The following is a 24,229-nucleotide window of genomic DNA, read 5'->3' as shown; positions in this document are numbered from 1 at the left end:
AACAAGATCCATTAGCACTCCCTCGGGTCAAGTGCTAATATTTTTCGTAGTTGAGCGAGGGACGCTCAACCTTGAAGAACCCACCATCTGCCGGTGGCATCTGTGAAGGAGATGTTTCCAGTGGCCATGAAGTTTGATCCGTTCCGCGAGCTGGACCGCGTTGCCGGCGCTCTTCTGGAGAGCCGTCCGGGACTGCGCCTCATGCCGATGGACCTCTACCGCGAGAAGGACCACTACGTCCTTGCCGCGGACCTTCCGGGCATCGATCCCGGATCGGTCGACATCGACGTCGACGGCCAGCTCCTGACCATTCGCGCGGAGCGCACGCTGCGCAGCGCGGAGGGCGTCAAGTGGCTGACCCGGGAACGTGAGAGCGGCTCGTTCCTGCGCCAGCTCAACCTGGGCCAGGGTGTCGACACGGAGGGAATCTCCGCACGCTACGAGAACGGTGTGCTCAGCGTGATGATCCCCGTCATTGAGCGGGCGAAGCCCCGCAAGATCGAGATCGTGAGCGGTGACTCCCCGGTCGAGTCCACGGCCGTCGAATCCCCTACGTCCGACGCCGGACGCCAGGGAGCCGTCGAGTCCTGACCCCCCTGGCAGCAACCCCCGGGCACCCGCCCGGGGGTTGCTGTACTTAACCCAGCCGCTGACCCCGTCCAATACCGTCGCGGCACCCTCACTTTTTCCTTGCACACGCCCGACCCGGGCGCAAAGGATGGAGTATGGACTTCACACCGAGCAAGGCAATCGTCACCGGCTCCGATTCGGGTATCGGGCGGGCCACCGCCATCGCCCTCGCAGCCGCCGGATGCGACGTCGGCATCACCTGGCATTCGGACCGGGAGGGCGCCGAGGAGACCGCGCGCCTCGTCCGCGGACAGGGCGTCCGCGCTGCGGTCGCCCAGCTGGACACCACGGACGCCCCGGCCTGCGGGGATGTCATCGACCAACTCGCGCAGGAACTCGGCGGACTCGACGTCTTCGTCAACAATGCCGGAGTCAACGGCGGCACCCTGTTCATGGAGACGGACTGGGACACCTGGCGCGGCACCCTGGGCGCGAACCTCGACGGCGCCTTCGTCTGCATCCAGCGCGCCGCCCGCCACATGATCGACGGCGGCAGGGGCGGCCGGATCATCGCCGTCACCAGCGTGCACCAGGAGCAGCCGCGCGTCGGCTCGGCCGCCTACGACGCCTCCAAACATGGGCTCGGCGGCCTGGTGAGGACCATAGCGCTCGAGCTCGCCGACCGGGGGATCACCGCCAACGCCGTGCTGCCCGGCGAGATCAACACCCCGATGAACGATTCCGAGGACCAGGATCCGCGCAGCATGGACCGCCCCGGCATCCCCCTGGGCCGCCCGGGCGCTCCGGAGGAGATCGCCGACGTCGTCGCCTTCCTCGCATCCGGCGCGTCCAGCTACGTCAACGGCGCCTCGTTCGTCGTGGACGGCGGGATGCTCCTCATGGGGCCGCAGGCAGGCTCGCACCTCACGAGCGGGGACTGGCGCACCCTCTGATCCCGGATCCAGTCCGTCCGCCCAACCTTCAACGCACGTTCAGAGGGCGTTCAGGCGGCAGGGCTAGCGTGGGGATCACGAACTCCTGTGAAAGGCCCGCCATGAATGCATCCCCCTCTTCCGTCAGCGACTCCGAATCCCAGGACTGGTCGGGCTTCAGGCGTGGCGAACACGTCACCCTCCAGCACCCGGCAGGGACGCAGCTCCACGGCGTGCTGGACATGAGGACCGATGATGCCTCCGTGCTGTGGATCCTCCTGAACGACGGCGGCGGCCGCCGGCTCGTGCACCGGGCAGACGGGTACCGCCTGCGCCGCGGGTGACCGGACCGCAATCAGCACGTTCATCCACCGTCCACCTTGGGTTCACCTTTTCGCCACCTGTAACGTTGCTCCGGTGAGAATCCGAGTCACCCTGTCCATGTCCCTCGCCGTCCTCCTCGGCCTGACCGCCTGCGGTTCCGACTACCCGCTGGGCGCGGAGCAGGAAGCCGCAGCGCAACGCGGGGACACGAGCCTGCAGGGAGCGGTGACCGCCGCGGGATCCTCGGCCCAGGGCCCGGCGATGGACGCCTGGCGCGCGGGCTTCGCCACGCTCTACCCGCGGGCCCAGGTGCAGTACTCGCCCGACGGCTCCGGAGCCGGGCGCGGGGCCCTCCTGGCGGGAGCCGTGAGATTCGCCGGGTCCGATGCCTACCTCAGCGACGAGGAACTCGCCGCGTCCATGGAGGTGTGCGGGCCGGGAGGTGCCTTCAACATCCCTGCCTACGTCTCACCCATCAGTGTCGCGTTCAACCTCCCGGGCATCCCGGAACTGAAGCTCGACGCCGCCACCGTGGCCCGCATCTTCCGGGGCGACATCGCCCTGTGGAACGACCCCGCCATCGCGGCGCAGAACGACGGCGTCGACCTCCCGGCCCTGCCGGTCTCGGCCGTCAGCCGCTCCGACGACTCGGGGACCACCGAGAACTTCACGGACTACCTGCACGCGGTGGTCCCCGAGATCTGGACCGAGGAATCCGACGGAACGTGGCCGGCCGGCCTCGAGAACGAGAACGCCAAGGGCAACGCCGGCGTAGTGAGCACCGTGGCCGGTACCGTCGGTGCAGTGACCTACGCCGACGACTCGGCCGTGGGCGACCCCCTCGGCCGCGCCGCCCTGAAGGTCGGCGAGGACTACGTACCGGTCAGCTCGGAGGCGGCGGCTGCCGCCGTCGACCTCGCGACCCGCGTGCCGGGACGCGAGGACTACGACATCGCCCTCGACCTGGACCGGACCACCGGCGAACCGGATGTCTACCCTCTGGTCCTGGTGTCCTACCACGTCTATTGCGCGCGCTACGAGAACGAGGCGACCGCCGCCGTCGTGCGCTCCTTCGGAACCTACGCCGTCAGTGCCGAAGGCCAGGCCGAGGCCGCGGATGCCGCGAAGAGCTCGCCGATCTCGCCCGAGCTCTCCCGGCAGGCGAGCGAGTCGATCGCATCGATCGAGGTCGGGGACATCCCCTAGGACAGCGAAGAGGCGGGCCCCGGGGGATCCGCCTCCTGTCGCCGGAGCGCCGTCAGCCGACGCGCGGGCCGCCCGAATCGGGGTCGTTCGTGGAGGTGTCCGGCAGCGTGCTGTTCGCGGGTGTCGCGTCGGGGGTGCCACCGGTCGGCGGTGCCTCGACGTTCCCGCGCCAGGCGCCGGTCTCCCCGCCGCTCTTCTCGATGAACTGCTTGAACCTCTTGAGGTCGCCCTTCACCTGCGCGGCGTCCGCATGCACGACGGCGCCGACCTTCTCGGTGAACGTCTCGGGGTGCCAGTCGATCTGCACCATGAGCCGCGTGGTGTTCTCGTCGAGGCGGTGGAAGGTGACCACGCCGGCATGCGATTCGCCATCGGTGCTCTTCCAGGCGACGCGCTCGTCCGGGTGCTGCTCGGTGATCTCGGCGTCGAACTCGCGCTTCACGCCACCGATGCTCGTCACCCAGTGGGTGGTGGTGTCCGAGATCTGCGTGATGGACTCGACGCCGCCCATGAACTGCGGGAAGCTCTCGAACTGGGTCCACTGGTTGTAGGCCGTACTGACCGGTACTGCTACGTCGATAGATTCCTGCACTGAAGCCAAAACGGTTCCTCCTTCGTAGAGACTCCGGCGCCGTCCGTTCCCGTTCTGGGCTACGGGACGGCTAACCGTAAGTACCCTTAGCGTATGCAGATCCGTTGGATTTGGCCAACGCGCAGGGCTAGTGTGAAAGGAGTCCCCCGGCGAGGATCGGCGCCTCGGGCGCCCTGCCGGAGGGGGAAATTTTCTCTAGCACTGGAGGATTCATGAAGGCTTCACCCACCCTCACGGACAACATGCAGGCCGTCCTGGTCGACCTGGTCGAACTGCACCTGCAGGGCAAGCAGGCCCACTGGAACGTGGTCGGCAAGAACTTCCGCGACCTCCACCTGCAGCTGGACGAGATCATCGACGACGCCCGTCTCTTCGCGGACGAGATGGCCGAGCGCATGCGCGCACTGCACGCCGTCCCGGACGGCCGCAGCGTCGCCGTCGCCGAAGGCACCAAGATCGACCCCTTCCCCGCCGGTCTCGTCTCCACCAAGGACACCGTGGGCCTCGTGGTCCGCATGCTGAACGCAACCGTGAAGACCATGCGCGACGTCCATGACCAGATCGACGAGGAGGATCCCACCACCGCGGACCTGCTGCACGGGTTCATCGCCAAGCTGGAGCAGTACGCGTGGATGGTGGACGCGGAGAACATGGAACCGACGGCCGAGGTCGTCACCCCCGTCGGCACGGAGCACGCCACCGTCTGACGGGTTGCACCGATCGGAGCCGTACGGGAGGCACGCGCCTCCCGTACGGCCCCGGTCCGGCCACCGCCTGCTGGTACGACCTTTCGTACTGTGTAGGCTGGCTGATGGTCTAGCAGAAGGCCGAACACAGACACCCTGGGTTTGTGTATCGGTTCCGGAGACATCCGGACGCCCCGCAGGCCCGATGCACGCGATGCCCTGTGGTTGAACGAAACAGGATCAGTACACATGGCCGACCAGGTTGCCGGGCAGACCACCGCGGACTACCTCCAGGACCTCCTCCTCGACACGGACGACGTCGAGGAGTTCCTCAACGAATTCGCCCGCTTCGCCGCTGTCCGCCTGTTCGAACAGCCCGGGGAGACGCTGTGCAGCATCACCCTCCTGCGCACCAAGCGGCCGGGCACTGTCGCCAGCAGCAACGAGGCTGCCAGGAAGCTCGACGACCTGCAGTACCTCTTCTCCGAGGGCCCGTGCCTCACCGCCTGCGAGGAGCAGCGCACGGTGCACGTTGCCGACGTCACCACCGGTGAACGCTGGAGCAGCTATCTCTCCCGCGCTGCCGAGCACGGTGTCGGCTCGATCCTGGCTGTCCCGTTCTCGCTCGAGGCCGGCGCCCGTGCCGCCCTGAACGTCTACTCGACGGCGAAGGGCGGCTTCGATCCCGCGGCCATCGCCACCGCGGAGACCTTCGTCGCACAGACATCCAAGGCCCTGATGCTCTCGGTCCGGCTGGCCCAGCACAGTGACTCGGTCACGAACCTCAAGGCCGCGATGACGTCGAGGACCGCCATCGACATCGCGATCGGGATCATCATGGCCCAGAACCGCTGCAGCCAGGTGGAGGCCCTCGCCATCCTGAAGTCGGTGTCCAACAGCCGCAACGAGAAGGTCCGTGACATCGCCGCCTCCGTCGTGGCATCGATCGGGCAGGCCGAGCCCGAGACGCACTTCGACCCCTGAGATCCGGCGGCCGGTAGCAGATAGGACGTCCCGCCGGGAGCGGGTGCCGACGCCGATCCTCCCGTTGCGTGCGGGCGGAGGCGGGTGCCATGGTGGGAGGACCGAGAGGACGGAGACAGCGAGCATGCAGCAGCGATTCGACGGGAAGGTCGTCGTCGTCACGGGAGCCGGTTCCGGCATCGGTGAAGCGACGGCACGGCGCTTCGTCGCCGAAGGGGCGAGGGTGGTCCTGACCGATTCGGTTCCCGACAAGATCGACGCAGTCGTCGCTTCCCTGCCGGAGGGACGGGCGACGGCGCTACCTGCGGACTCCTCCGACTTCGGGCAGGTGGAGGCCATGGTGCAGGACACCGTCGAGCGGTACGGACGCCTCGACATCCTCGTCAACAACGCCGGCACCATCACGCAGGGAACCGTGCAGGACACCACCGTGGACGACTGGCACCGTGTGATCGAGACGGACCTCTCCGGCGTGTTCTACGGCACCAAGGCGGCCCTCGGGCACCTCCTGGAGACTCGGGGATGCATCGTCAACGTCTCCTCGGTGTCCGGTCTGGCCGGCGACTGGCGGATGAGCGCCTACAACGCGGCCAAGGGCGGCGTCAGCAATTTCACCCGCGCCGTCGCGCTGGATCACGGCAGGGACGGCGTGCGGGTGAACGCCGTCGCCCCCGGGTTCATCTGGACGGACCTCACGAGCGACGACGGCGCGGCCCATGAACTCTCCGACGAGTTCTCGCGGCGCATCGCCCTCGGGCGCGGTGGCCTGCCGGAGGAGGTGGCCGCCGCCATCCTCTTCCTCGCGAGCGAGGACGCGCGCTTCATCACCGGCGTCGTCCTTCCCGTGGACGGCGGGACGATGGCGAGCAACGGCCAGCCGTCGCAGGCCTGAAGCACGGCAGTACAGCAAGACCGGAAGTACCGCTGGAGCAGTGCCGCGAGGGAGCGGCCCACCGATGGTGAGAGCGTCAGCGCCGTTTTCCGCGCGAACCGGAAGGACGTGCGGCCTTTCCGGGCGAAGGTTTCCTGTTCTCCTTGTGCCCCTTGGCTCCCCCAGCGGCGGCCTTCTTCGCGGCCGCCTTCTGCGACGCACTCTTCTTGGGCGCCTCGCGCTGCGAGGGCTGCCGGGAACTCTGAGCCGTGCGTCCGCGGACGATGCCGATGAACTCCTCGACGTCGTCGGACTCGTCCTCCATCCGCCAGGCGATACCGATCGTCGTCGTCGGCAGGCCCGGGACGGGACGGTGCACGGCATCCTTCCGCGCATGGAGGCGTGCGAGGGACATCGGCAGGACGACGACGCCCGCGCCGGACGCTGCCACCTCGACGGCCGTCTTGGGGCCACCGCACTCCGCGACGTCGAGCAGGCCCTCGAGTTCCTCGAGCGGAACGTCGTCGTAGAGGGACAGCTCGTTGTCCCGTGACATCACCGCCACGGGCTGCTCCTCGTAGAGGGGGATCAGGTGGAGCCCTGCGCGGTCCACCGGGAGCCGGACGAAGACGACGTCGTCGGAGCCGTCCCGCAGTGCCGCCAGGGCGTCGTCGTCGTGCTGCCGGAGCTCGAGGGGCACCTCCGGGTGCCGTTCGCGCCACCGTGCCACCCATTTGCCCGGCGTCACGCCCGGCACGAAGCCGACGGACAGGGTTCGGGGCTGGTCGGTGGGCACCTGATCACAGTAGCGCCTGTCCGGAGCCGTTGAGCCGGAGCCGTTGAGCCGGAGCCGTTGAGCCGGAGCCGTTGAGCCTGACCGTTAAGCTTGGACAATGACTCCCGCGAAAACTCCCCAGACACTGAAACCCGCCACCGCGGCCAAGAAACTGGGAATCTACCTGCCCGCAGCTCCCCAGGACTTCCAGGAGACCGAGCTGACGCGCGCCGAGTTCAACGAACTGCAGCAGACCCCGCCGGAGTGGCTCGCCGACCTGCGCCGCAACGGCCCGCACCCACGCCCCGTCGTCGCGCAGAAGCTCGGGATCTCCATCAGCGGATTGGCGCGTGGAGGCATCACGGATCCCCTGACCAGCGAGCAGATCACCGCCTTGCTGCAGGATCCGCCCGCCTGGCTGGTGTCGGAGCGCGCCACGCAGGCCGCCGTCCGCGCCGAGGCCGCGCGGGTGAAGGAACGCGAGGCCGCGCGCAAGGCATCGGACGCCTGACATCGGGAAACGACGGCGGCAGGTGCAGTGCTGCGCCTGCCGGCCGGCCCGATCCGGGGGCTGCACCTACCAGAAAAAGGCCGTATTCCAGCGCTGTTCCGGCCGAGGCGCACTGATTGACTTAATCGAACACGTATTCGAATATTGACGAGTGACGCCTCCAGCTGCCGGCCCTTCCCTCGGACGGGAGCCTTCCTCCTTCGGGGAGGCGTTCCATCCGGAGCCTGCCGGCCGCCGGGGAACCTCACCAGCCGACGTCGCACTCGGCCTCCAGGCCCGCATCAACAGCATGCAGGCCAGCACCCTCGATTCGCGCAGTCTGCCCACGGTCCCGGCCCTCGCCCGGATCCTGCCCGGCGGCGGACTCCAGTCGGGGGGCTCCTACACGGTCCGGAACTCTCCGGCCCTCGCCATGGCCCTCCTCGCCGGCCCTTCCTCGGCGGGCCTGTGGTGCAGCGTCATCGGCGTGCCGGACTTCGGCGTGGAGGCGGCACAGGGCTTCGGGATCAACCTCGAACGCCTCATCCTGGTCCCCGACCCCGGATCCCAGTGGCTCACCGTCACGGCAGCCCTCGTGGATGTGGTCCCGGTCGTCCTGACCCGCGCCCCGGAGCACCTGGCGCCCACCGAATGGGCCCGCCTCAGGGCACGGCTGCGCCAGCGTGGTGCCGCACTGATCACCCTCGGCACCTGGAAGCAGAGCGATTCCACGCTCGGGGTGGCCGAGAGCGCCTGGGAGGGCCTCGGCGCGGGAACGGGCCACCTGGCGGCGCGCCGCATGAAGATCACCGCGACGCAGCCTTCCGGACGGCTCCGCCATGCCTACGTGGGGCTGGCGGACCTGCAGGCCACCACTCCTGGAGCCGCGTCCCAGGAGGCCCTTCTGCCGCAGGGACTCCAGCCCGGCGCCGCCCCCGGCAGTGCTTCCACCGCCCTGTTCGGACCACGGCTGGCAAGATCCTCATGACGTCCCTGCCCGCACCCGCGGATCCCGCCACCAGGACCCTGATGCTCTGGTGCCCGGACTGGCCTATCACCGCCGCGCTGCGCGAACACGCCCTTCCCGCCGACACGGCACTCGTCCTGGTGGACCGCGGAGAAGTCTTCGCCTGCTCTCCCGCAGCACGGCAGGACGGCGTGAAGAGGGGCCTGCGCATCCGGGAGGCCCAGGCCCGCAGCACGGGGCTCGTGTCCCTGCCCTACGATCCCTCGCTCGATGAACGCACCTTCGAACCCGTGACCGCGGCCCTGGAGACCATTCTGCCCGGCGTCCAGGTCCTCCGGCCGGGACTGTGCGCCATCAAGGTCAAGGGACCCTCGCGCTACTACGGCAGCGAGGGCAGGGCCGCCGACGTGGTCTTCCAAACCCTCGCGGCCATCGGCCTCACCGATGTGCGCATCGGTGTCGCCGACGGCCCGTTCGCCGCCGAGCAGGCAGCCAGGGCCACGGATCAGGATCCCGATGCCGACCGGCTGGTCGTCATCCCGCCCGGCCGCTCGCCGTGGTTCCTCGGCAGCTATCCCCTGGAAGTCCTCGAACAGCCCCGGCTCACCGTGCTGCTCAAGCGCCTCGGCATCCGCTCCCTCGGTGATTTCGCGGCACTCAAGGCCTCCGACGTCCGTAACCGCTTCGGCATCGAGGGAGCCCTCGCGCACCGTCAGGCGAGCGGGCTCGACCACCGGGACGTCGTCGCCCGGAAACCGCCGCCCCACCTCGACACGACAGCGGACTTCGAGCCGCCCCTCGCGCGCATCGACCAGCTCGCGTTCGCCTTCCGCACACCCGCCGGCGAATTCGTCGACACCCTGCGGGCGGCAGGGCTGGTGTGCACCGCGCTGCACGTCTCGCTGCACACGGAGTCGGGCGAGGTGTCCGAGCGCCGGTGGCAGCACCCGCGCTGGTTCGACGCCGACGACATCGTGGACCGCGTGCGGTGGCAGCTCCAGGGCACTTCTGCCTCCGATCACGGCCTGACCTCCGGCATCACGCGGGTCCACGTGGCACCCGACATCGTCGAGGACCTCAGCGACCACGCGGACGGTCTCTGGGGGACGGGACCGGATGAGGGCATCCACCACGGCCTGGCCCGCGTGCAGAGCATGCTGGGCCACGGCGCCGTCCTCACCGCGATCATCGCCGGCGGGCGGCTCCTCGCGGACCGCCGCGTCGTCATCCCCTGGGGAGATCCGGCGCCTGCGAAGGCGCCGGGAAAGGACCGCAACCAGCCCTGGCCCGGCCGCCTGCCCGGCCCGGCACCGGCCACCGTGTTCGCCGATCCCGTGCCCGCCGCCGTCGTGGACTCCCGCGGCAATCCGGTCGACGTGGATCCCCGCGGCCTCCTGAGCGCCGACCCCGCCTTTTTCCGTACCGGGCCCGACGACGGCCGGAGGCCCGTGCACTCCTGGGCCGGTCCCTGGCCGATCAACGAGCGGTGGTGGGACCCCAAGGGGCGCGTGCTCAACCGCTTCCAGCTCGTGGACCAGTCCGGATCGGCCTGGTTGCTCCTCCTCGAGGACCATGCCTGGTGGGTGGAAGCCGGCTACGACTGACATCCGTGCCCGGCAGCTCGCCGGCACCCGCACCGACAATTACAGGACATCCGGACAGGGAGGGACGCCATGGGCTGGAACAATCCGCCGATCCCGTGGTCGGACTTCGAACGGGACCTGTCCGGTACCACCCGGCCCGGGGCACCGCCCCCCGGCGCCGACGGCGGGGACAGCCCTGCGTGGTCGCGGAAACGCCAGCCCTACACCGCTCCGGCCGCCGCCCCGGCCCCCGTGGGGCCCGTGGTGCCCTACGCGGAACTCCACGTCCACTCCAACTTCAGCTTCCTCGACGGTGCATCCAGTCCCGAGCACCTCGCCGAGGAGGCCCAGCGCCTCGGTCTCACCGGCATGGCGCTCACCGACCACGACGGACTGTACGGAGTGGTCCACTTCGCGGAAGCCGCCGAGAAGTACCCCGGATTCTCGACGATGTACGGCACCGAGCTCTCCCTCGGGCTGTCCAGACCACAGAACGGTGAAGCCGACCCGGAAGGCCGGCACCTCCTGGTCCTCGCCCGGGGATCGGCGGGCTACCACCGGTTGTCCACGGCCATCACCGAAGCCCAGCTCGACGCCGACGCGGAGAAGGGCAAACCCCGCTACGACCTTGAGAGCCTCTCCGGGCACGCCCAGGGCCAGTGGATGATCCTCTCGGGCTGCCGGAAGGGGGCGGTGCGCTCTGCACTCGTCGCGGAGGGGGCATCCGCCGCCGAGGCGGAACTCCGCACGCTCGTCGAACTGTTCGGCCGGGACTCGGTCGCCGTCGAACTCATCAACCAGGGCAACCCCCTGGACACCGCGCACAATGACGCCCTGGCAGCCATCGCCACACGCCTCGCGCTGCCGACCGTGGCCACCAACAACGTGCACTACGCGACCCCGAAGCAGCATCGGCTCGCCTCCGCCCTGGCCGCGGTCCGGGCCCGCAGGAGCCTGGATCAGATGGATGGCTGGCTTCCAGCCGCGGGGGCCGCCCACCTGCGCAGCGGTGCCGAGATGGCGCGGCGGTTCCGGGACTATCCCGGAGCTGTGGAGCGCACCGTGGACCTCGCCACCGATCTCTCCTTCACCCTCCGCAGCGTCCGTCCCGGCCTGCCGAACCTCGACCTGCCGGAGGGCCACACGCAGATGAGCTACCTCCGCGAGCTCGTGTGGCGGGGGGCGGACAAGCTCTACGGCGGCCGGGCCGATGTGCGCGAGCGCATCGAACGTGAACTGGAGGTGATCGAGAGCAAGAACTTCCCGGGATACTTCCTGATCGTCCACGACCTCGTGCACTACGCGCGGCGCAACGGGATTCTGTGCCAGGGACGGGGATCCGCTGCCAACTCGGCGGTCTGCTACCTGCTGGAGATCACCGCCGTGGACTCCATCAAGTACCAGCTTCCCTTCGAGCGGTTCCTCTCGAGCATGCGCGACGAGGAACCGGACATCGATGTGGACTTCGACTCGGACCGCCGCGAGGAGGTCATCCAGTACGTCTACCGCAAGTACGGGCGCTTCAACGCGGCGCAGGTCGCCAACGTCATCACCTATCGTCCCAAGTTCGCGGTCCGGGACATGGCGAAGGCCCTGGGCCACAGCCCGGGCCAGCAGGACGCCTGGTCGCGGCAGATCGAGCGGTGGGGCGGACTCGTCTCCAGCAGTGACCACGACATCCCCGACTCCGTGGTCGAACTGGCGCAGGAAGTCCTGAAGTTCCCGCGGCACCTGGGCATCCACTCGGGCGGCATGGTGCTGACGGACCGGCCCGTCGGGGAAGTCTGCCCGATCGAGCATGGGCGCATGGACGGCAGGACCGTCCTCCAGTGGGACAAGGACGACTGCGCCTGGATGGGGCTGGTGAAGTTCGACCTGCTGGGCCTCGGCATCCTCGCCGCCATCCAGTACAACTTCGACCTCGTGGAACGGCACTTCGGGGAGAAGTGGGAGCTGCACACCATCCCGAAGGAGGAGCAGGGCGTGTACGACATGCTGTGCTTCGCAGATTCGGTGGGGGTCTTCCAGGTGGAGAGCCGCGCCCAGATGGGCATGCTCCCCCGGCTGCAGCCCCGCCAGTTCTACGACCTCGTCATCGAGGTGGCCCTCGTACGGCCCGGACCCATCCAGGGTGGAGCCGTGCACCCCTACATCAAGCGGAAGATGGGCGAGGAGGAGGTCCGGTACCTCCACCCCGACCTGAAGCCGGTCCTCGAGCGGACCCTCGGCGTACCGCTCTTCCAGGAGCAGCTCATGCAGATGGCCATGGTGGTGGGCGGCTGCACCGGTGCGGACGCAGACCTCCTGCGCCGGGCCATGGGATCCAAGCGGGGTGAGGAGCGGATCGATTCGCTGAAGGCCAAGCTGTACCAGGGGATGGAGGCCAACGGGATCACCGGTGACGTGGCCGACACCATCTACAACAAGATCCACGCGTTCGCGAACTTCGGGTTCGCGGAGAGCCACTCGATCAGCTTCGCACTGCTGGTCTATGTCAGCGCCTGGTTGCGGCTGCACTATCCCGGCGCGTTCCTCGCAGCCCTGCTGCGCGCTCAGCCCATGGGGTTCTACTCACCGCAGACCCTGGTGGCGGACGCCCGGCGGCACGGCGCCGTCGTCCTGCGGCCCGACATCCTGCACTCCGGCGTCCACGCCGACCTCGAACCGCTCGAGGGCTACGACCCTCCCGCCGATCCCCGGGGCCGCACCACCGGGATGGACTGCTGCATCGAGGACGAGCAGCCCCCGGTAGGCTACTTCGACCAGGACACCCCCTTCGATTCGACACCCCACCGCCGCGACGGCAACTATGCGGTGCGGCTCGGGCTCGCCAGTGTCGAATCACTCGGGGTCAAGCTCGCGGAGAGGATCGTCGCCGAGCGGGAACGGAACGGACCCTATGAGGACATGCCGGACCTTGCACGCCGGACGGGCGTCAATGCCGGGCAGCTCGAGGCGCTGGCGGCTGCGGGCGCCTTCAACTCGATGGGACTGAGCAGGCGGGAAGCGCTGTGGAACGCCGGGCCGGCATCCACCGAGCGCGAGGGCCAGATCAAGGGGACCGCCGTGTACATCCAGCCGCCGCTGATGCCCGAGCTCTCGGACATCGACAAGGTCGGGTCCGACCTGTGGTCCACCGGGATCACCCCGGACGACCATCCCGTACGCCATGCCCGGAGCGGGCTGACACGCCGTGGGGCACTGACGGCGCTGGAACTGAAGACGGCGGAGTCCGGCCGGCGGATCGAGGTGGGGGGAGTCGTGACACACCGGCAGAGACCGGCGACCGCCAGCGGCATCACGTTCATGAACCTGGAGGACGAGACGGGACTGGTGAACGTCATCTGCTCGGTGGGGGTCTGGCAGCGCTACCGCCGCGTGGCGCGGGAAGCGAGCAGCGTGATCGTGCGGGGCGTCCTTGAACGGTCCTCCGAGGGAATCGTCAACCTCGTCGCGGACCGCATCGAGGTCCTCCACCTGAGAGCCACCACCAGGTCGCGCGACTTCCGCTGACGTGCGGGCGAGCGACGGCGAGCGGAGCGCGCCCTGGTCCAGACTGGTTCTCCTCGGGAACCAGGGAAACGACGAAGGGCCCCCGCTCCGCGGAGGCCCTTCGTCGTCGTGCACTGTGCGCGAGGGGGGATTTGAACCCCCACACCCTTTCGGATACTGGCACCTGAAGCCAGCGCGTCTGCCGTTCCGCCACTCGCGCATTTCGAGATTCCAACTCTCTGCGCCAGGCGCAGGTGTTGTGAACAGCAGAGACAAGCATAGCGGAGCATCACCGCAATTACCTAAACGCGGGATCCGACGGCCCGGTGGCGCCCGGAGCCAGGCTGCCGCCTCCGGCGATCGTTAGGACAAAGTAATCGTCGGAAGGCCCCCTTGGAGCTCATTCCCAAAGGCTCCCAGTAGTATCGGAGGGAACATGCCCGGCCGGACATCGCCGTCTCCAGGACCGGGAGAAGCCCTGCAGCATCCTGCTGACGGGGCCCGGAACCACAGTAGGACAGGGGAGGAGGCGGACGATGGGCATTCTCGACAACGTGGAGCGCGGACTCGAAAAGCTGGTCCGGAGCGCCTTCACCACGGGTTCGCGTTCACAGGTGCAGCCCCTCGAGATCGCCACTGCCCTCCGCAAGGAGTTGGACAACCGCTCGCTGGTCCTCTCGCAGGGCCGGACGCTCGCACCCAATGTCTTCACGGCCCGCCTCTCCGATTCCGACTTCGAGCGGGCCCAGCAGTGGGGATCCGCCCTGGCCGAGGAGCTCTGCGACGTGGTCATCGCCCACGTGAACAGCCAGCAGTACAGCCTGCAGGGACCCGTGCGCGTGTCGTTCGAACACGATCCCGAACTGAAGGCGGGCGTATTCGAGATCGACTCGTCGATCGAGAAGCAGGCTGCTGCGCGCCGCCCTGCCGGCCCGACCGCACCCGCAGCACCGCGCAGCCAGCCCACGCGCTACCAGCCGGTCCTCGAGATCGACGGCCGACGCTATTCGATCCATTCCGGGTCCATCATCCTCGGCCGATCGTCGGAGGCGGACATCCCCGTCGACGACACCGGGGTCTCGCGGCGGCATCTCGAGATCCGCATGGAGGACGGCAGGATCTACGCTGTCGACCTGGGGTCGACCAACGGCAGCTTCGTGAACGGGCAGCGCGTCCACGGGCAGGCCGAGCTGACGGACGGTTCCATGATCACCATGGGGCGCTCACGCCTGACCTTCCGCCTAGTGCCCACGCAGGACGGGGGCCAGCGGTGAGCGAGGCCGGAGAACTGACTGTCACGATCCTGCGCTTCGGCTTCCTGATCCTGCTGTGGATCCTCGTGCTCAGCACCGTCGGGGCCCTGCGCCGCGACCTCCTGGTGGGCAGCCGCACCAAGGCCGGTACGGCCCGGAACCCGCGGAACACGCCCGATGTGCACGAAGAGCCCGCACCGGTGCGGGCGACCGCCCGCCGGCTGGTGGTCACGGAGGGCCCCCTGTCCGGGACCTCACTGGACCTCGCGGCGAGTCCGGTCCTCCTCGGTCGCGCCCAGGAGGCCACCCTCGTGCTCGAGGACGACTACGCGTCCGGCCGCCACGCACGCCTGTTCCCGCAGGGCAGCCGCTGGTTCATCGAGGACCTGGGCTCGACGAACGGGACCTACCTCGGCGGTACCCAGCTCACGCGTGCCCTGCCCGTCGAACCGGGCGTCCCCATCCGGATCGGTAAGACGGTCATCGAATTGAGGCCGTAGGCGTGCGGCTTGTCCTGAGGTTCGCTGCCCGCTCCGACGTGGGCATGGTGCGGGCGAAGAATGACGACTCCGCCTACGTGGGCCGTTACCTCGCCGTCGTCGCCGACGGCATGGGCGGACATGCCGGCGGCAACGTCGCCTCCGCCTCCACCGTCCTGGACCTGGTCCATCTCGATCACAACGGGCACGGCGGCCATGCTGCGACACACCTGGCCGACGAGATCCAGACCGCGAACTCCCTGCTCTCCGAACTCGTCGGAACGAACCCGCAGCTGGCGGGCATGGGCACCACGGTGACGGCCCTCCTGCTGGAGGACTCGACGCTGCAGCTCGCGCACATCGGTGATTCGCGCGCCTACCGGCTGAAGAACGGCGTCTTCGAGCAGATCACCACGGACCACACCTTCGTGCAGCGCCTCATCGACGAGGGGCGGCTCACTCCCGAGGAAGCGGAGGTCCACCCGCACAAGAACGTGCTGATGCGTGTCCTCGGCGACGTCGATGCGAGCCCGGAACTGGATCTCGACTCCTTCGACGCCGAGCCCGGCGAGCGCTGGCTGCTGTGCTCGGACGGCCTCAACGCGGTCCTGAACGAGCGCGTGGTGGAGCAGGTCATGCGCGAGACGAAGGACATCCGCGCGTGCGTCGACACGCTCGTCGACCTGACCCTCGCCGGGGGCTCGCCGGACAACATCACCATCGCCATCGTCGAGGTCGTCGAAGCGGACCACGACGACGCACCGCCGCCGTCCATCCCCCCTGCCCGGCAGGCAGCGGGCGAACGCGACATGCCGGGCGCGAACGGGGCGGACGCCGCCTCGCACCAGGTCGACGGCAACGGCGACCTTCCCGGCACCGCCATCCGCGCCGACGTCATCCGCGAGGACCTGCTGACGAGGCCTCACATGCTGGTGGGGTCGGCGGCCCTGGCGACCGAGACGGGCCAGATCCCCATCGTGACGCAGCGGTCCACCGAGCGGCGCGCAGCGATGATGCTGACCCACAAGGTCGACACGCAGCCGGCGGACCCCGACGCCGGCGACGAGAGACCGACGCGCGGGAGGCGCTGGCTCGTGCCTGCATTCCTGTTCCTCATGGGCCTCATCCTGATCGCCGTCCTGGGCCTCGGGTACACCTGGACGCAGACGCGCTACTACGTCGCCGAAGCGGACCACCGCGTGGCGATCTACACGGGCGTGCCCCAGAAGGTCGGGCCCATCAGCCTCAGCGAGCTGTACGAGACCACGGACATCCCCGTCTCGAACCTGCCCGAGTACCAGCGCTCCCAGCTCGTGGACACCCTTCCTGCCGCCAGCCTCGACGAGGCCCAGCGCATCGTGGGGAACCTCCGCAGCGAACTGCGGGCGGTCTCCTGCGATCCCGTGACGCCGGCGACCGCCTCGCCGAGCCCCTCCGCCGGCAGCACCCCCCGCAGCACGTCGAGCGGCACGCCGCGCCCCAGCAGTACCGCATCCCCCGGACCCCGGACCTCGGCCGCGGCGGACGGGCCCTCCGCCAGCGCGACCGCATCACCGCGTCCCCGCACGACGGCGGGTTCGAGTGCATCCGCTACACCGGGCGCGCCGACGCCCCCGAGTGCGTCCGCAACACCCGGCGCCTCGTCCGGTGCCTCGTCCGGTGCGGATCCGGCCCCCGCCCCCAGTCCTTCGTCCCCTGCCACCGACTGTGGAGGTGCAGCCAATGAGTGATGTCCTGACAGTCCCCCGCTCGCGGCGCAACGTCGAGTTCGTCCTGCTGCTGCTCGCCCTCGCCGTGGCGATCAGTGCCAACTACCTGGCAGGCACCGGCCGGGAGGAGCCCTTTGCGGACTACTTCTGGCTCCAGGCGATCACGCTCGGAGGAATGGGGCTTCTCATTCACATCATCCTGCGCTTCCGGGCAAAATATGCCGATCCAGTGATACTTCCCATCGTCGTCGCACTGAACGGGATCGGTCTGGCGATGATCCATCGCCTCGACCTGTCGGCCATTCTGGTCGATCCGGACTATCCCCCGGTAGCCCCACAGCAGGTCACCTGGACGACCGTGGCGATGGGAGCGGCAGCGGTCCTCCTGATCGTCCTGCGCGACCACCGGATCCTCCGTCGCTTCACCTACATCTCGCTGATCGTCAGCGCCGTCCTGCTCCTGCTTCCCCTCACGCCGCTCGGCCTCGAGATCAACGGAGCGCGCATCTGGATCTCGGTGGGTATCGGCACCTTCCAGCCGGGCGAGATCGCGAAGATCACCCTGGCAATATTCTTTGCGGGGTATCTCTCGACCAACCGCGACCTCATCCTGCTGGCCGGCAAGAAGATCGGCCCGCTGCAGCTGCCCCGCTTCCGGGACCTGGCACCGATGGCCGCTGCCTGGCTGGTCAGCATCGGAGTCCTAATTTTCCAGCGGGACCTCGGTTCGTCGATCCTCTTCTTCGGCCTCTTCATGGTGATGATCTACGTGGCGACGAGCCGGGTCAGCTGGGTGCTGATCGGCCTGGCGATGATCGGTGTCGGCGTCTTCGTCGCCCTCGAACTGTTCAGCCATGTGGCCCTGCGGTTCGACTCCTGGATCAACGCCTTCGCACCCGAGGTGTACAACAGGGCACCCGGCGGCAGCGCGCAGGTGGTGCAGGGGCTGTTCGGGCTGGCCAACGGCGGCCTCGTGGGAACAGGGCTGGGCGAGGGCCGGCCCGACCTCGTGACCTACGCCAACAGCGACATGATCATCGCGGCGCTCGGCGAGGAACTCGGACTGATCGGCGTCGTCGCCATCGTGATGCTCTATGTGATCCTCGTGTCCCGGGGCATCCGGGCCGCGCTGGGAACCAAGGACGGCTTCGGCAAGCTCCTCGCCTGCGGCCTCTCCTTCACCATCGCGCTCCAGTGTTTCGTGGTGATCGGGGGAATCACGCGCCTGATCCCCCTCACGGGCCTGACCACGCCGTTCATGTCCGCCGGTGGATCCTCGCTGCTGGCAAACTGGCTCATCGTGGCCCTGATCCTGCTCATCTCGGAGACAGCGCGTCGGCCGGCGCCGACAGCCCCGATGAAGGACTCGTTCCCCGAGGCGCTCGGGATGAACGGTAAGCCCGTGAAGAAGCGGACCGCGAAGGAGGCAACCCGATGAACCAGGCCATCCGCAGCGCGTGGGTCGTTGCCATCGGCATGTTCGCCCTCGTCCTCGGGTCCCTCACCTACGTGCAGTTCTTCCAGGCGCAGGCACTGAATGCGAATCCCTGGAACAGCCGGCAGCTGTTCCAGGACTTCGGCCGGCAACGCGGCGCGATCCTCGTGGACGGCCGGGCCATCGCGGAGTCCGTGCCCTCGGAGGACCAGTTCAACTACCAGCGCGTGTACAACGAACCCGAGCTGTATGCACACCTCACGGGGTACTACTCGCTGTCGCTGGGATCGACCCAGCTCGAGGACAGGCAATCGGAGATCCTCTCCGGCACCAGCAGTTCGCTGTTCTACGACCGGATCGTCGGACTCTTCTCGGGCGTCGACTCGGAGGGCGCCTCCGTGGAGCTGACGATCGATCCCGAGATCCAGCAGCTCGCCTCGGACCTCATCCCCGACGGTCAGCGGGGTTCGATCGTGGTCATGGAGCCCTCCACGGGCAACATCCTCGCGATGGTCTCGAAGCCGACCTACGATCCCAACCTCCTGTCCGGGCACGACACGGGCATCATCGAGGAGAACGTCGCTGCGCTCTCCGAACAGCCGGGCCTCTCCATCTACTCGAACCCCGCAACCGAGTCCCTGGTGGCTCCGGGCTCCGTCTTCAAGCTCATCGACGCAGCGGCCGCCCTCGAGTCGGGCAAGTACGATGCCGACTCCGAGATCCCGAACCCGCCGACGCTCGAATTCCCCGGCATCGAGTACTCCCTGCCGAACTACGTCACGGGAGGATGCGTCAGCAGGACGACGGCGGACCTGGAGTTCGCGCTCGAGCAGTCCTGCAACACGCCCTTCGCGCAGATCGCCCTGGACCTCGGTGAGGAAGCCATCCAGGAGCAGGCGGCGAAATTCGGGTTCGGCGAGGAGCTGTCCATCCCCACACGGGTCATCGCGAGTTCCTTCCCGTCCGACCTGACCGACCCCGAGCTCGCGCAGTCCGCGATCGGACAGTTCGACACGCGCGTGACACCGCTCCAGATGGCCATGGTGACCGCGGCCATCGCCAACGACGGGCAGCAGATGAAACCCCAGCTCGTCAAGTCGATCCGGGCGGCGGACCTCCAGCTGATCGAGTCTCCCCAGCCCGAAGTGCTCCGCGAGTCGATCAGCCCGGAGACGGCGAACCAGCTCACCGACTGGATGGTCAACGTGGTGGACAACGGCACGGCGACCGGGGCCCAGGTGCCGGGGGTCGAGGTCGCCGGCAAGACAGGAACCGCGGAGGTCTCCGAGACCGGTGACAATGCGTGGTTCACGGGCTTCGCACCCGCCGGCGATCCGCAGGTAGCAATCTCCATCGTGATGGAGAACGTGGACATCCCCACTGGTCAGCAATTGACCTCACCCAGTGCCAAGCGACTTATAGAGGCGGTGTTGAACAGATGAGGCCCACGTCAGGAATCACCCTGGGCGGCAGGTTTGAACTGACCGAGCGCATCGCGATCGGCGGTATGGGCGAGGTCTGGAAGGCACGGGACCAGATCCTGGGCCGGATCGTGGCGATCAAGATCCTCAAGGAGGAGTACTCGGGCGACCCGGCGTTCCTGAACCGCTTCCGCGCGGAGGCGCGCCATACGGCGCTGCTCAACCACGAGGGGATCGCCAACGTCTTCGACTACGGCGAGGAGGGCGGATCCGCCTACCTCGTCATGGAGCTCGTACCCGGGCAGCCGCTGTCCGCCGTGATCGAGAAGGAGCAGGTGCTCTCGTCCGACCGGACGCTCTCGATCATGGGCCAGACCGCCCTCGCCCTCGCCGTGGCACACCGGCAGGGCCTCGTCCACCGCGACGTGAAGCCGGGCAACATCCTCGTGATGCCCGACGGCCGGGTGAAGATCACCGATTTCGGCATCGCCCGGTTGGCCGACCAGGTGCCGCTCACGGCCACGGGCCAGGTCATGGGAACAGCCCAGTACCTCGCACCCGAGCAGGCCACGGGCCAGCCGGCCACGGGATCCTCCGACATCTACGCGCTGGGCGTCATCGGGTACGAGCTCCTCGCCGGGCGCCGCCCGTTCTCCGGTGAGTCCCAGATCGCGATAGCCCTCGCCCAGGTCAACGACGCCCCGCCACCCCTGCCCGAAACCATCCCGCGCCCCGTACGCGCACTGGTCGGGTCCATGCTCGCCAAGGATCCTGCCGACAGGCCACGGGACGCCGAGAGCCTGGCGCGCGCCGTCGACGCCATCCGTGCCGGCAACATCCGGGCGGCGGAAGCCGCGGTGCCCGGGATGCTCGCCTTCGGGGCGGGCCCGGACGCGGCAACAGCCGCCGTTCCCCGCCAGGACACCCAGGCGACGACGGCGGTCACCGCACCGAAGACCTCCGCCCTTCCCACGGTCGCGGCACCTGCCGCCGCCGGTGCCGCCGCCGGGATCGCAGCCTCCCGGGACTGGTCGGAGGAGGACATCGACGCCTCCGAGCGCTCCCAGCCGTACCGCCGCGAGGAGGATCGGCGGAGCCCCTGGCTCCTCCCGCTCATCGTCCTGCTCCTGCTCGCACTGGCTGCCATCGCATTCCTGATCCTCCAGCCGCTGCTGGCCGGAGACGATGCCGACAACGTCCCGGCCGCGTCGAGCACCCCGGCCAGCGCGACGCCCTCTCCGTCCGACACCCCGAGCCCGTCGCCCTCCACCCCCTCTCCGCCCCCATCGCAGACGCCGTCACCCACCACCGCCGAGGCTGAGGAAGTGGTCATCACACCGAGCCAGTACCTCGGCAGGCCCGAAGCGGAAGTGGCGGCCGAGCTCGGTGCCCTGGGCTTCCGTGTGGAGACCCGGCAGGAGCCCTCCGCGGACGTTGACCAGGGACTCGTCACCGGCATCGAACCGGTCGGCAGCCTGAGCCCCGGCGAGACGATCACCGTCACGTCGTCGAGCGGCCCCGAGCAGGTCACCGTGCCCGCGGGACTGCAGGGCAAGGACGCAGCCGAGGTCGAACGGATCCTCGTGGAGCTCGGGTTACGACCCCTGAACGTCGGCGCGGAGGAGTCGGATCAGCCTCAGGGCACGGTACTACGCGTCGACCCCGGGCCGGGCGCGGTCATCGCCTCGGGAACCCAGGTGAACTACGTCGTGTCCTCGGGTCCGCCGGCCACCGAGGCTCCGACCAGTCCGTCGGAGGCACCCGCGCCGGCTCCGACGGCGACGGCGACGGCGACCTCCGGATCATGACCCGCCTGCAGAGCATGTGCCGGAAGGGCCCGGAGTGATGACCGCGGAGCGCGTCCTCAACGGACGGTACGAGGTCCGCGAACTGATCGGCCGTGGAGGCATGGCCGACGTACACCTCGGACGCGACCTCCGGCTCGGGCGATCAGTGGCGATCAAGGTGCTGCGCCAGGACCTGGCCCGCGACCCCCTCTTCCAGTCCCGGTTCCGGCGTGAGGCCCAGGCCGTGGCAGGTCTCAACAACCCCAACATCGTCGCGGTCTACGACACCGGCGAGGAGGAGATCCCGGACCGGCCGCAGCACGAGGTCAGGGTCCCGTTCATCGTGATGGAGTACGTCGAGGGACGTACGCTGCGTGACCACGTCAAGGCCGGGGACCTGACCCTCGAGGACAGCGTGACCTACCTTGCCGGGGTCCTGGACGCGCTGGAATACAGCCACAAGGCCGGTATCGTCCACCGGGACATCAAGCCCGCCAACGTGATGATCACCCCCGACGGTGCCGTCAAGGTCATGGACTTCGGCATCGCCCGCGCCCTGGCGGACTCGCAGGCCACGATGACGCAGACCCAGGCAGTCCTGGGAACGGCGCAGTACCTCTCACCCGAGCAGGCCCGCGGGGAGACGGTGGACGCCCGCAGCGACCTGTATTCCGCAGGATGCCTCCTGTTCGAGCTGCTCACGGGCCGCCCGCCGTTCATCGGGGACAGTCCGGTGTCCGTGGCCTACCAGCACGTGCGGGAAGAACCTCCCGTCGCCAGCACCCTCGATCCAGCCGTCACGCCCGCCCTCGACTCCGTCCTCGCCAGGGCGCTGCGGAAGGACCGCGAACGCCGGTTCCAGGACGCGGCGTCCTTCCGTCGGGCCCTGCTCGAGGCTGCCCGCGGTATCGTCCTCGCGGACGCCGCAGGGGCACCCACCGTGGCGCTGGACGTCACGGCGCCCCGGACACGTGCAGCATCGGTCGGCGCGACAGCGATGGGCACCACCTACGATCCGCGGACCCGTACCGGAGGCCGGATAGCGGCGGACCAGCCCCTGCCTCCCGGACAGGAGGACGACGACGATCACCTGGACCTCCTGCGGAACAGACCCGGGCGGGATCGTAGCCACGACCAGCACAGGAGATCGTCCCGGGCCGCCTGGCTCACGGTCTTCCTCGTGGCGGTCCTGCTCGTCCTCGCCGGAGGCTATGTGGTCCTGGACAACCTCCCGGACAACCAGCCGGTCCAGGAGGTGGCGACCGTCGACGTCCCCGACGTGGTGGACATGACCGAGGCGGATGCGACCGATGCGATCGTGGACGCCGGGCTGGTCCCCTCCACGGACGAGGAGTACAACGCGTCGGTGGAGGCCGGAGACGTCATCAGTTCCGACCCTTCGGCGGGAGCATCCGTGGAGACGGAATCCCGCGTGAACATCACCGTGTCGCTGGGTCCCGCCAACGTGGTGCTTCCCGACACGCTCGCGGGACTCACGGAGTCCTCGGCGCGGGATGCGCTGGAGGACCTCGGGCTGAAAGGCGGCGAGATCACGGAGGAGACCAGCGCCGAGGTCGCGGCAGGCCGGGTCATCACCACCAATCCCCAGGCGGGGCAGTCCGTGCCCGTCGGCACGTCGGTGGACCTGGTGCTGTCCAACGGCAGGGTGACCGTGCCGCTGCTCACCGACCTGACCGTTCCGCAGGCCGAGGCACTGCTGGCCGATCCCGCCGTCCAACTGCGGTTCTCCGTCCGCGAGGTCGAGAACAGCGTGGTGACACCGGGGATCGTGACGGCGCAGTCGTCGCCGGCACGATCCCAGGTGGATCAGGGAACGGAGATTGTGCTCTCGGTGGCGAAAGCACCCGCACAGCAACCGGCGCCGGAGCCCACCCAGGAACCGTCCCCGGCCCCTACGCAGGAGCCCTCCCTCGAACCCACGCAGGAACCCTCCCGGACGCCGGGCGGCCCGCCCGCCGAGGGGACGGGGAACCAGCCCACGCCAGGACCCACGAAGGGGAACGGCTAGCGCGCGATGAGCGGGCTGAGTCCCGCCGCCTTGGCTGCAGCACCCGCGAGGCCGAGCGATTCGAGCCAGTTCCCCAGCATCTGGTAGCCACCCTCCGTCAGGACCGACTCGGGGTGGAACTGGACGCCGCACAGGGGCGAAGTCTTGTGCTCGAGGCCCATGATGATGCCGCTGGCAGTGCGTGCGGTGACGGTGAGGTCGGCAGGGACGTCATCACTCACGGCTGCGAGAGAGTGGTAGCGCGTGGCAGTGACCGGCGACGGCAGGCCGGCGAAGACACTCGTCGCATCGTGTTCCACCAGGGACGTCTTGCCGTGCATGAGTTCGGGTGCGTGCGTCACCCGTCCGCCGTACGCCTCCGCCAGCGCCTGGTGTCCGAGGCAGACCCCGAACATGGGCTTCGCATGCTCGCCGCACCACCGGATGAGGTCGATGCACACCCCGGCCTCGGCCGGCGTTCCCGGCCCCGGGGAGATCAGCACGCCGTCGCGCGATGCGGCCATGTCCTCCGCCTCCGCGAGGGTCATGTCGTCGTTCCGGACCACGGTCGTCTCGGCACCGAGTTCCTGCAGGTAACCGACCAGGGTGTAGACGAAGCTGTCGTAGTTGTCGACGACGAGGATTCTGGTGGTGTCAGCCATGAG

21 protein-coding genes and 1 tRNA gene are annotated in these 24,229 nt (G+C 68.8%); 18 read left to right on the top strand and 4 right to left on the bottom strand.

Annotated features, from left to right (window positions below; translation table 11 throughout):
- Positions 1-126 precede the first annotated feature (126 nt).
- The 4 genes from ACX80H_RS10240 to pstS all read left to right on the top strand — a co-directional run bounded on the left by ACX80H_RS10240 (position 127) and on the right by pstS (position 3,032).
- The gene (locus tag ACX80H_RS10240) at positions 127-591 is read left to right on the top strand and encodes an Hsp20/alpha crystallin family protein (RefSeq protein WP_459313410.1); all 465 of its coding nucleotides are present in this window, start codon (positions 127-129) and stop codon (positions 589-591) included.
- Positions 592-725: 134 nt separating this feature from the next.
- Positions 726-1,523: an SDR family oxidoreductase gene (locus ACX80H_RS10235; RefSeq protein WP_459313054.1), complete on the top strand. Its 798-nt coding sequence runs from the start codon at positions 726-728 to the stop codon at positions 1,521-1,523.
- Positions 1,524-1,624: 101 nt separating this feature from the next.
- Positions 1,625-1,846 carry a hypothetical protein gene (locus ACX80H_RS10230; RefSeq protein ID WP_459313052.1) on the top strand — a complete coding sequence of 74 codons (222 nt, stop codon included), beginning with the start codon at positions 1,625-1,627 and terminating at the stop codon, positions 1,844-1,846.
- Positions 1,847-1,943: 97 nt separating this feature from the next.
- A complete protein-coding gene (gene pstS, locus ACX80H_RS10225; protein ID WP_459313409.1) occupies positions 1,944-3,032 on the top strand; it encodes a phosphate ABC transporter substrate-binding protein PstS in 1,089 nt (362 codons plus the stop codon).
- Between the two features lie 52 nt (positions 3,033-3,084).
- Here the strand turns inward: pstS and ACX80H_RS10220 are convergent, their stop codons facing one another.
- Positions 3,085-3,624 carry an SRPBCC family protein gene (locus ACX80H_RS10220; RefSeq protein WP_459313408.1) on the bottom strand — a complete coding sequence of 180 codons (540 nt, stop codon included), beginning with the start codon at positions 3,622-3,624 and terminating at the stop codon, positions 3,085-3,087.
- 212 nt (positions 3,625-3,836) lie between these two features.
- Between ACX80H_RS10220 and ACX80H_RS10215 the strand changes: the two genes are divergently transcribed.
- The 3 genes from ACX80H_RS10215 (at position 3,837) to budC (ending at position 6,186) form a co-directional block, all read left to right on the top strand.
- Entirely contained in the window at positions 3,837-4,331 is a 495-nt protein-coding gene (locus ACX80H_RS10215; RefSeq protein WP_459313051.1) for a Dps family protein, read from the top strand.
- Positions 4,332-4,559: 228 nt separating this feature from the next.
- Complete coding sequence (locus tag ACX80H_RS10210) at positions 4,560-5,294, top strand: GAF and ANTAR domain-containing protein (RefSeq protein WP_459313049.1); 735 nt, start codon at positions 4,560-4,562, stop codon at positions 5,292-5,294.
- Positions 5,295-5,418: 124 nt separating this feature from the next.
- Positions 5,419-6,186 carry a meso-2,3-butanediol dehydrogenase gene (gene budC / locus ACX80H_RS10205; protein ID WP_459313048.1) on the top strand — a complete coding sequence of 256 codons (768 nt, stop codon included), beginning with the start codon at positions 5,419-5,421 and terminating at the stop codon, positions 6,184-6,186.
- Between the two features lie 76 nt (positions 6,187-6,262).
- Here the strand turns inward: budC and ACX80H_RS10200 are convergent, their stop codons facing one another.
- Complete coding sequence (locus tag ACX80H_RS10200) at positions 6,263-6,961, bottom strand: LysR substrate-binding domain-containing protein (protein ID WP_459313046.1); 699 nt, start codon at positions 6,959-6,961, stop codon at positions 6,263-6,265.
- A gap of 97 nt (positions 6,962-7,058) precedes the next feature.
- Between ACX80H_RS10200 and ACX80H_RS10195 the strand changes: the two genes are divergently transcribed.
- From ACX80H_RS10195 to ACX80H_RS10180, 4 genes are all read left to right on the top strand, one after another.
- Complete coding sequence (locus tag ACX80H_RS10195) at positions 7,059-7,451, top strand: DUF5997 family protein (protein WP_087072371.1); 393 nt, start codon at positions 7,059-7,061, stop codon at positions 7,449-7,451.
- 151 nt (positions 7,452-7,602) lie between these two features.
- Complete coding sequence (imuA', locus tag ACX80H_RS10190) at positions 7,603-8,418, top strand: DnaE2-dependent mutagenesis accessory factor ImuA' (protein ID WP_459313044.1); 816 nt, start codon at positions 7,603-7,605, stop codon at positions 8,416-8,418.
- On the top strand, positions 8,415-10,001 hold the full coding sequence (locus tag ACX80H_RS10185) for a DNA polymerase Y family protein (protein ID WP_459313042.1): 1,587 nt from the start codon (positions 8,415-8,417) through the stop codon (positions 9,999-10,001). The genes imuA' and ACX80H_RS10185 overlap by 4 nt, the downstream gene beginning before the upstream one ends.
- A gap of 69 nt (positions 10,002-10,070) precedes the next feature.
- Positions 10,071-13,493, top strand: a complete 3,423-nt coding sequence (locus ACX80H_RS10180) for an error-prone DNA polymerase (protein ID WP_459313040.1) — start codon at positions 10,071-10,073, stop codon at positions 13,491-13,493.
- Positions 13,494-13,609: 116 nt separating this feature from the next.
- Here the strand turns inward: ACX80H_RS10180 and ACX80H_RS10175 are convergent.
- Positions 13,610-13,692 (bottom strand) — tRNA-Leu (locus ACX80H_RS10175).
- A gap of 316 nt (positions 13,693-14,008) precedes the next feature.
- On the opposite strand from ACX80H_RS10175, the gene ACX80H_RS10170 reads away from it, so the two are divergent.
- From ACX80H_RS10170 to pknB, 7 genes are read left to right on the top strand one after another with little or no spacing between them, the layout of a single operon-like run.
- On the top strand, positions 14,009-14,746 hold the full coding sequence (locus tag ACX80H_RS10170; RefSeq protein WP_459313038.1) for an FHA domain-containing protein: 738 nt from the start codon (positions 14,009-14,011) through the stop codon (positions 14,744-14,746).
- Positions 14,743-15,225, top strand: a complete 483-nt coding sequence (locus ACX80H_RS10165; RefSeq protein ID WP_459313036.1) for an FHA domain-containing protein FhaB/FipA — start codon at positions 14,743-14,745, stop codon at positions 15,223-15,225. Before ACX80H_RS10170 ends, ACX80H_RS10165 begins: the two co-directional genes overlap by 4 nt.
- A gap of 44 nt (positions 15,226-15,269) precedes the next feature.
- A complete protein-coding gene (locus ACX80H_RS10160) occupies positions 15,270-16,934 on the top strand; it encodes a PP2C family protein-serine/threonine phosphatase (RefSeq protein ID WP_459313407.1) in 1,665 nt (554 codons plus the stop codon).
- A complete protein-coding gene (locus ACX80H_RS10155; RefSeq protein ID WP_459313034.1) occupies positions 16,927-18,351 on the top strand; it encodes an FtsW/RodA/SpoVE family cell cycle protein in 1,425 nt (474 codons plus the stop codon). Before ACX80H_RS10160 ends, ACX80H_RS10155 begins: the two co-directional genes overlap by 8 nt.
- Positions 18,348-19,790 (top strand): peptidoglycan D,D-transpeptidase FtsI family protein, encoded by a 1,443-nt coding sequence (locus ACX80H_RS10150; protein WP_459313032.1) that lies wholly within the window; start codon positions 18,348-18,350, stop codon positions 19,788-19,790. The genes ACX80H_RS10155 and ACX80H_RS10150 overlap by 4 nt, the downstream gene beginning before the upstream one ends.
- Complete coding sequence (locus ACX80H_RS10145; RefSeq protein ID WP_459313030.1) at positions 19,787-21,577, top strand: protein kinase domain-containing protein; 1,791 nt, start codon at positions 19,787-19,789, stop codon at positions 21,575-21,577. The genes ACX80H_RS10150 and ACX80H_RS10145 overlap by 4 nt, the downstream gene beginning before the upstream one ends.
- 37 nt (positions 21,578-21,614) lie before the next feature.
- Positions 21,615-23,585 carry a Stk1 family PASTA domain-containing Ser/Thr kinase gene (gene pknB / locus ACX80H_RS10140; RefSeq protein ID WP_459313406.1) on the top strand — a complete coding sequence of 657 codons (1,971 nt, stop codon included), beginning with the start codon at positions 21,615-21,617 and terminating at the stop codon, positions 23,583-23,585.
- Here pknB and ACX80H_RS10135 read toward each other — a convergent pair.
- Entirely contained in the window at positions 23,582-24,226 is a 645-nt protein-coding gene (locus ACX80H_RS10135) for an aminodeoxychorismate/anthranilate synthase component II (protein ID WP_459313028.1), read from the bottom strand. The two genes, pknB and ACX80H_RS10135, sit on opposite strands and share 4 nt — an antisense overlap.
- Positions 24,227-24,229: the final 3 nt, after the last annotated feature.

Source organism: Arthrobacter pasteuri (assembly GCF_054510955.1).
The sequence above is the reverse complement of the archived record's forward strand: the minus strand, read 5'-3'. Positions and strand labels throughout refer to the sequence as shown.

Coding starts and splice junctions, on each gene's coding strand:
- ACX80H_RS10180 (WP_459313040.1), top strand. CDS start 10,071: ATGGGCTGGAACAATCCGCCGATCCCGTGGTCGGACTTCGAACGGGAC.
- ACX80H_RS10235 (WP_459313054.1), top strand. CDS start 726: ATGGACTTCACACCGAGCAAGGCAATCGTCACCGGCTCCGATTCGGGT.
- ACX80H_RS10145 (WP_459313030.1), top strand. CDS start 19,787: ATGAGGCCCACGTCAGGAATCACCCTGGGCGGCAGGTTTGAACTGACC.
- budC (WP_459313048.1), top strand. CDS start 5,419: ATGCAGCAGCGATTCGACGGGAAGGTCGTCGTCGTCACGGGAGCCGGT.
- ACX80H_RS10170 (WP_459313038.1), top strand. CDS start 14,009: ATGGGCATTCTCGACAACGTGGAGCGCGGACTCGAAAAGCTGGTCCGG.
- ACX80H_RS10240 (WP_459313410.1), top strand. CDS start 127: ATGAAGTTTGATCCGTTCCGCGAGCTGGACCGCGTTGCCGGCGCTCTT.
- ACX80H_RS10160 (WP_459313407.1), top strand. CDS start 15,270: ATGGTGCGGGCGAAGAATGACGACTCCGCCTACGTGGGCCGTTACCTC.
- ACX80H_RS10210 (WP_459313049.1), top strand. CDS start 4,560: ATGGCCGACCAGGTTGCCGGGCAGACCACCGCGGACTACCTCCAGGAC.
- pstS (WP_459313409.1), top strand. CDS start 1,944: ATGTCCCTCGCCGTCCTCCTCGGCCTGACCGCCTGCGGTTCCGACTAC.
- ACX80H_RS10150 (WP_459313032.1), top strand. CDS start 18,348: ATGAACCAGGCCATCCGCAGCGCGTGGGTCGTTGCCATCGGCATGTTC.
- ACX80H_RS10185 (WP_459313042.1), top strand. CDS start 8,415: ATGACGTCCCTGCCCGCACCCGCGGATCCCGCCACCAGGACCCTGATG.
- ACX80H_RS10195 (WP_087072371.1), top strand. CDS start 7,059: ATGACTCCCGCGAAAACTCCCCAGACACTGAAACCCGCCACCGCGGCC.
- ACX80H_RS10230 (WP_459313052.1), top strand. CDS start 1,625: ATGAATGCATCCCCCTCTTCCGTCAGCGACTCCGAATCCCAGGACTGG.
- ACX80H_RS10215 (WP_459313051.1), top strand. CDS start 3,837: ATGAAGGCTTCACCCACCCTCACGGACAACATGCAGGCCGTCCTGGTC.
- ACX80H_RS10155 (WP_459313034.1), top strand. CDS start 16,927: ATGAGTGATGTCCTGACAGTCCCCCGCTCGCGGCGCAACGTCGAGTTC.
- ACX80H_RS10135 (WP_459313028.1), bottom strand. CDS start 24,226: ATGGCTGACACCACCAGAATCCTCGTCGTCGACAACTACGACAGCTTC.
- pknB (WP_459313406.1), top strand. CDS start 21,615: ATGACCGCGGAGCGCGTCCTCAACGGACGGTACGAGGTCCGCGAACTG.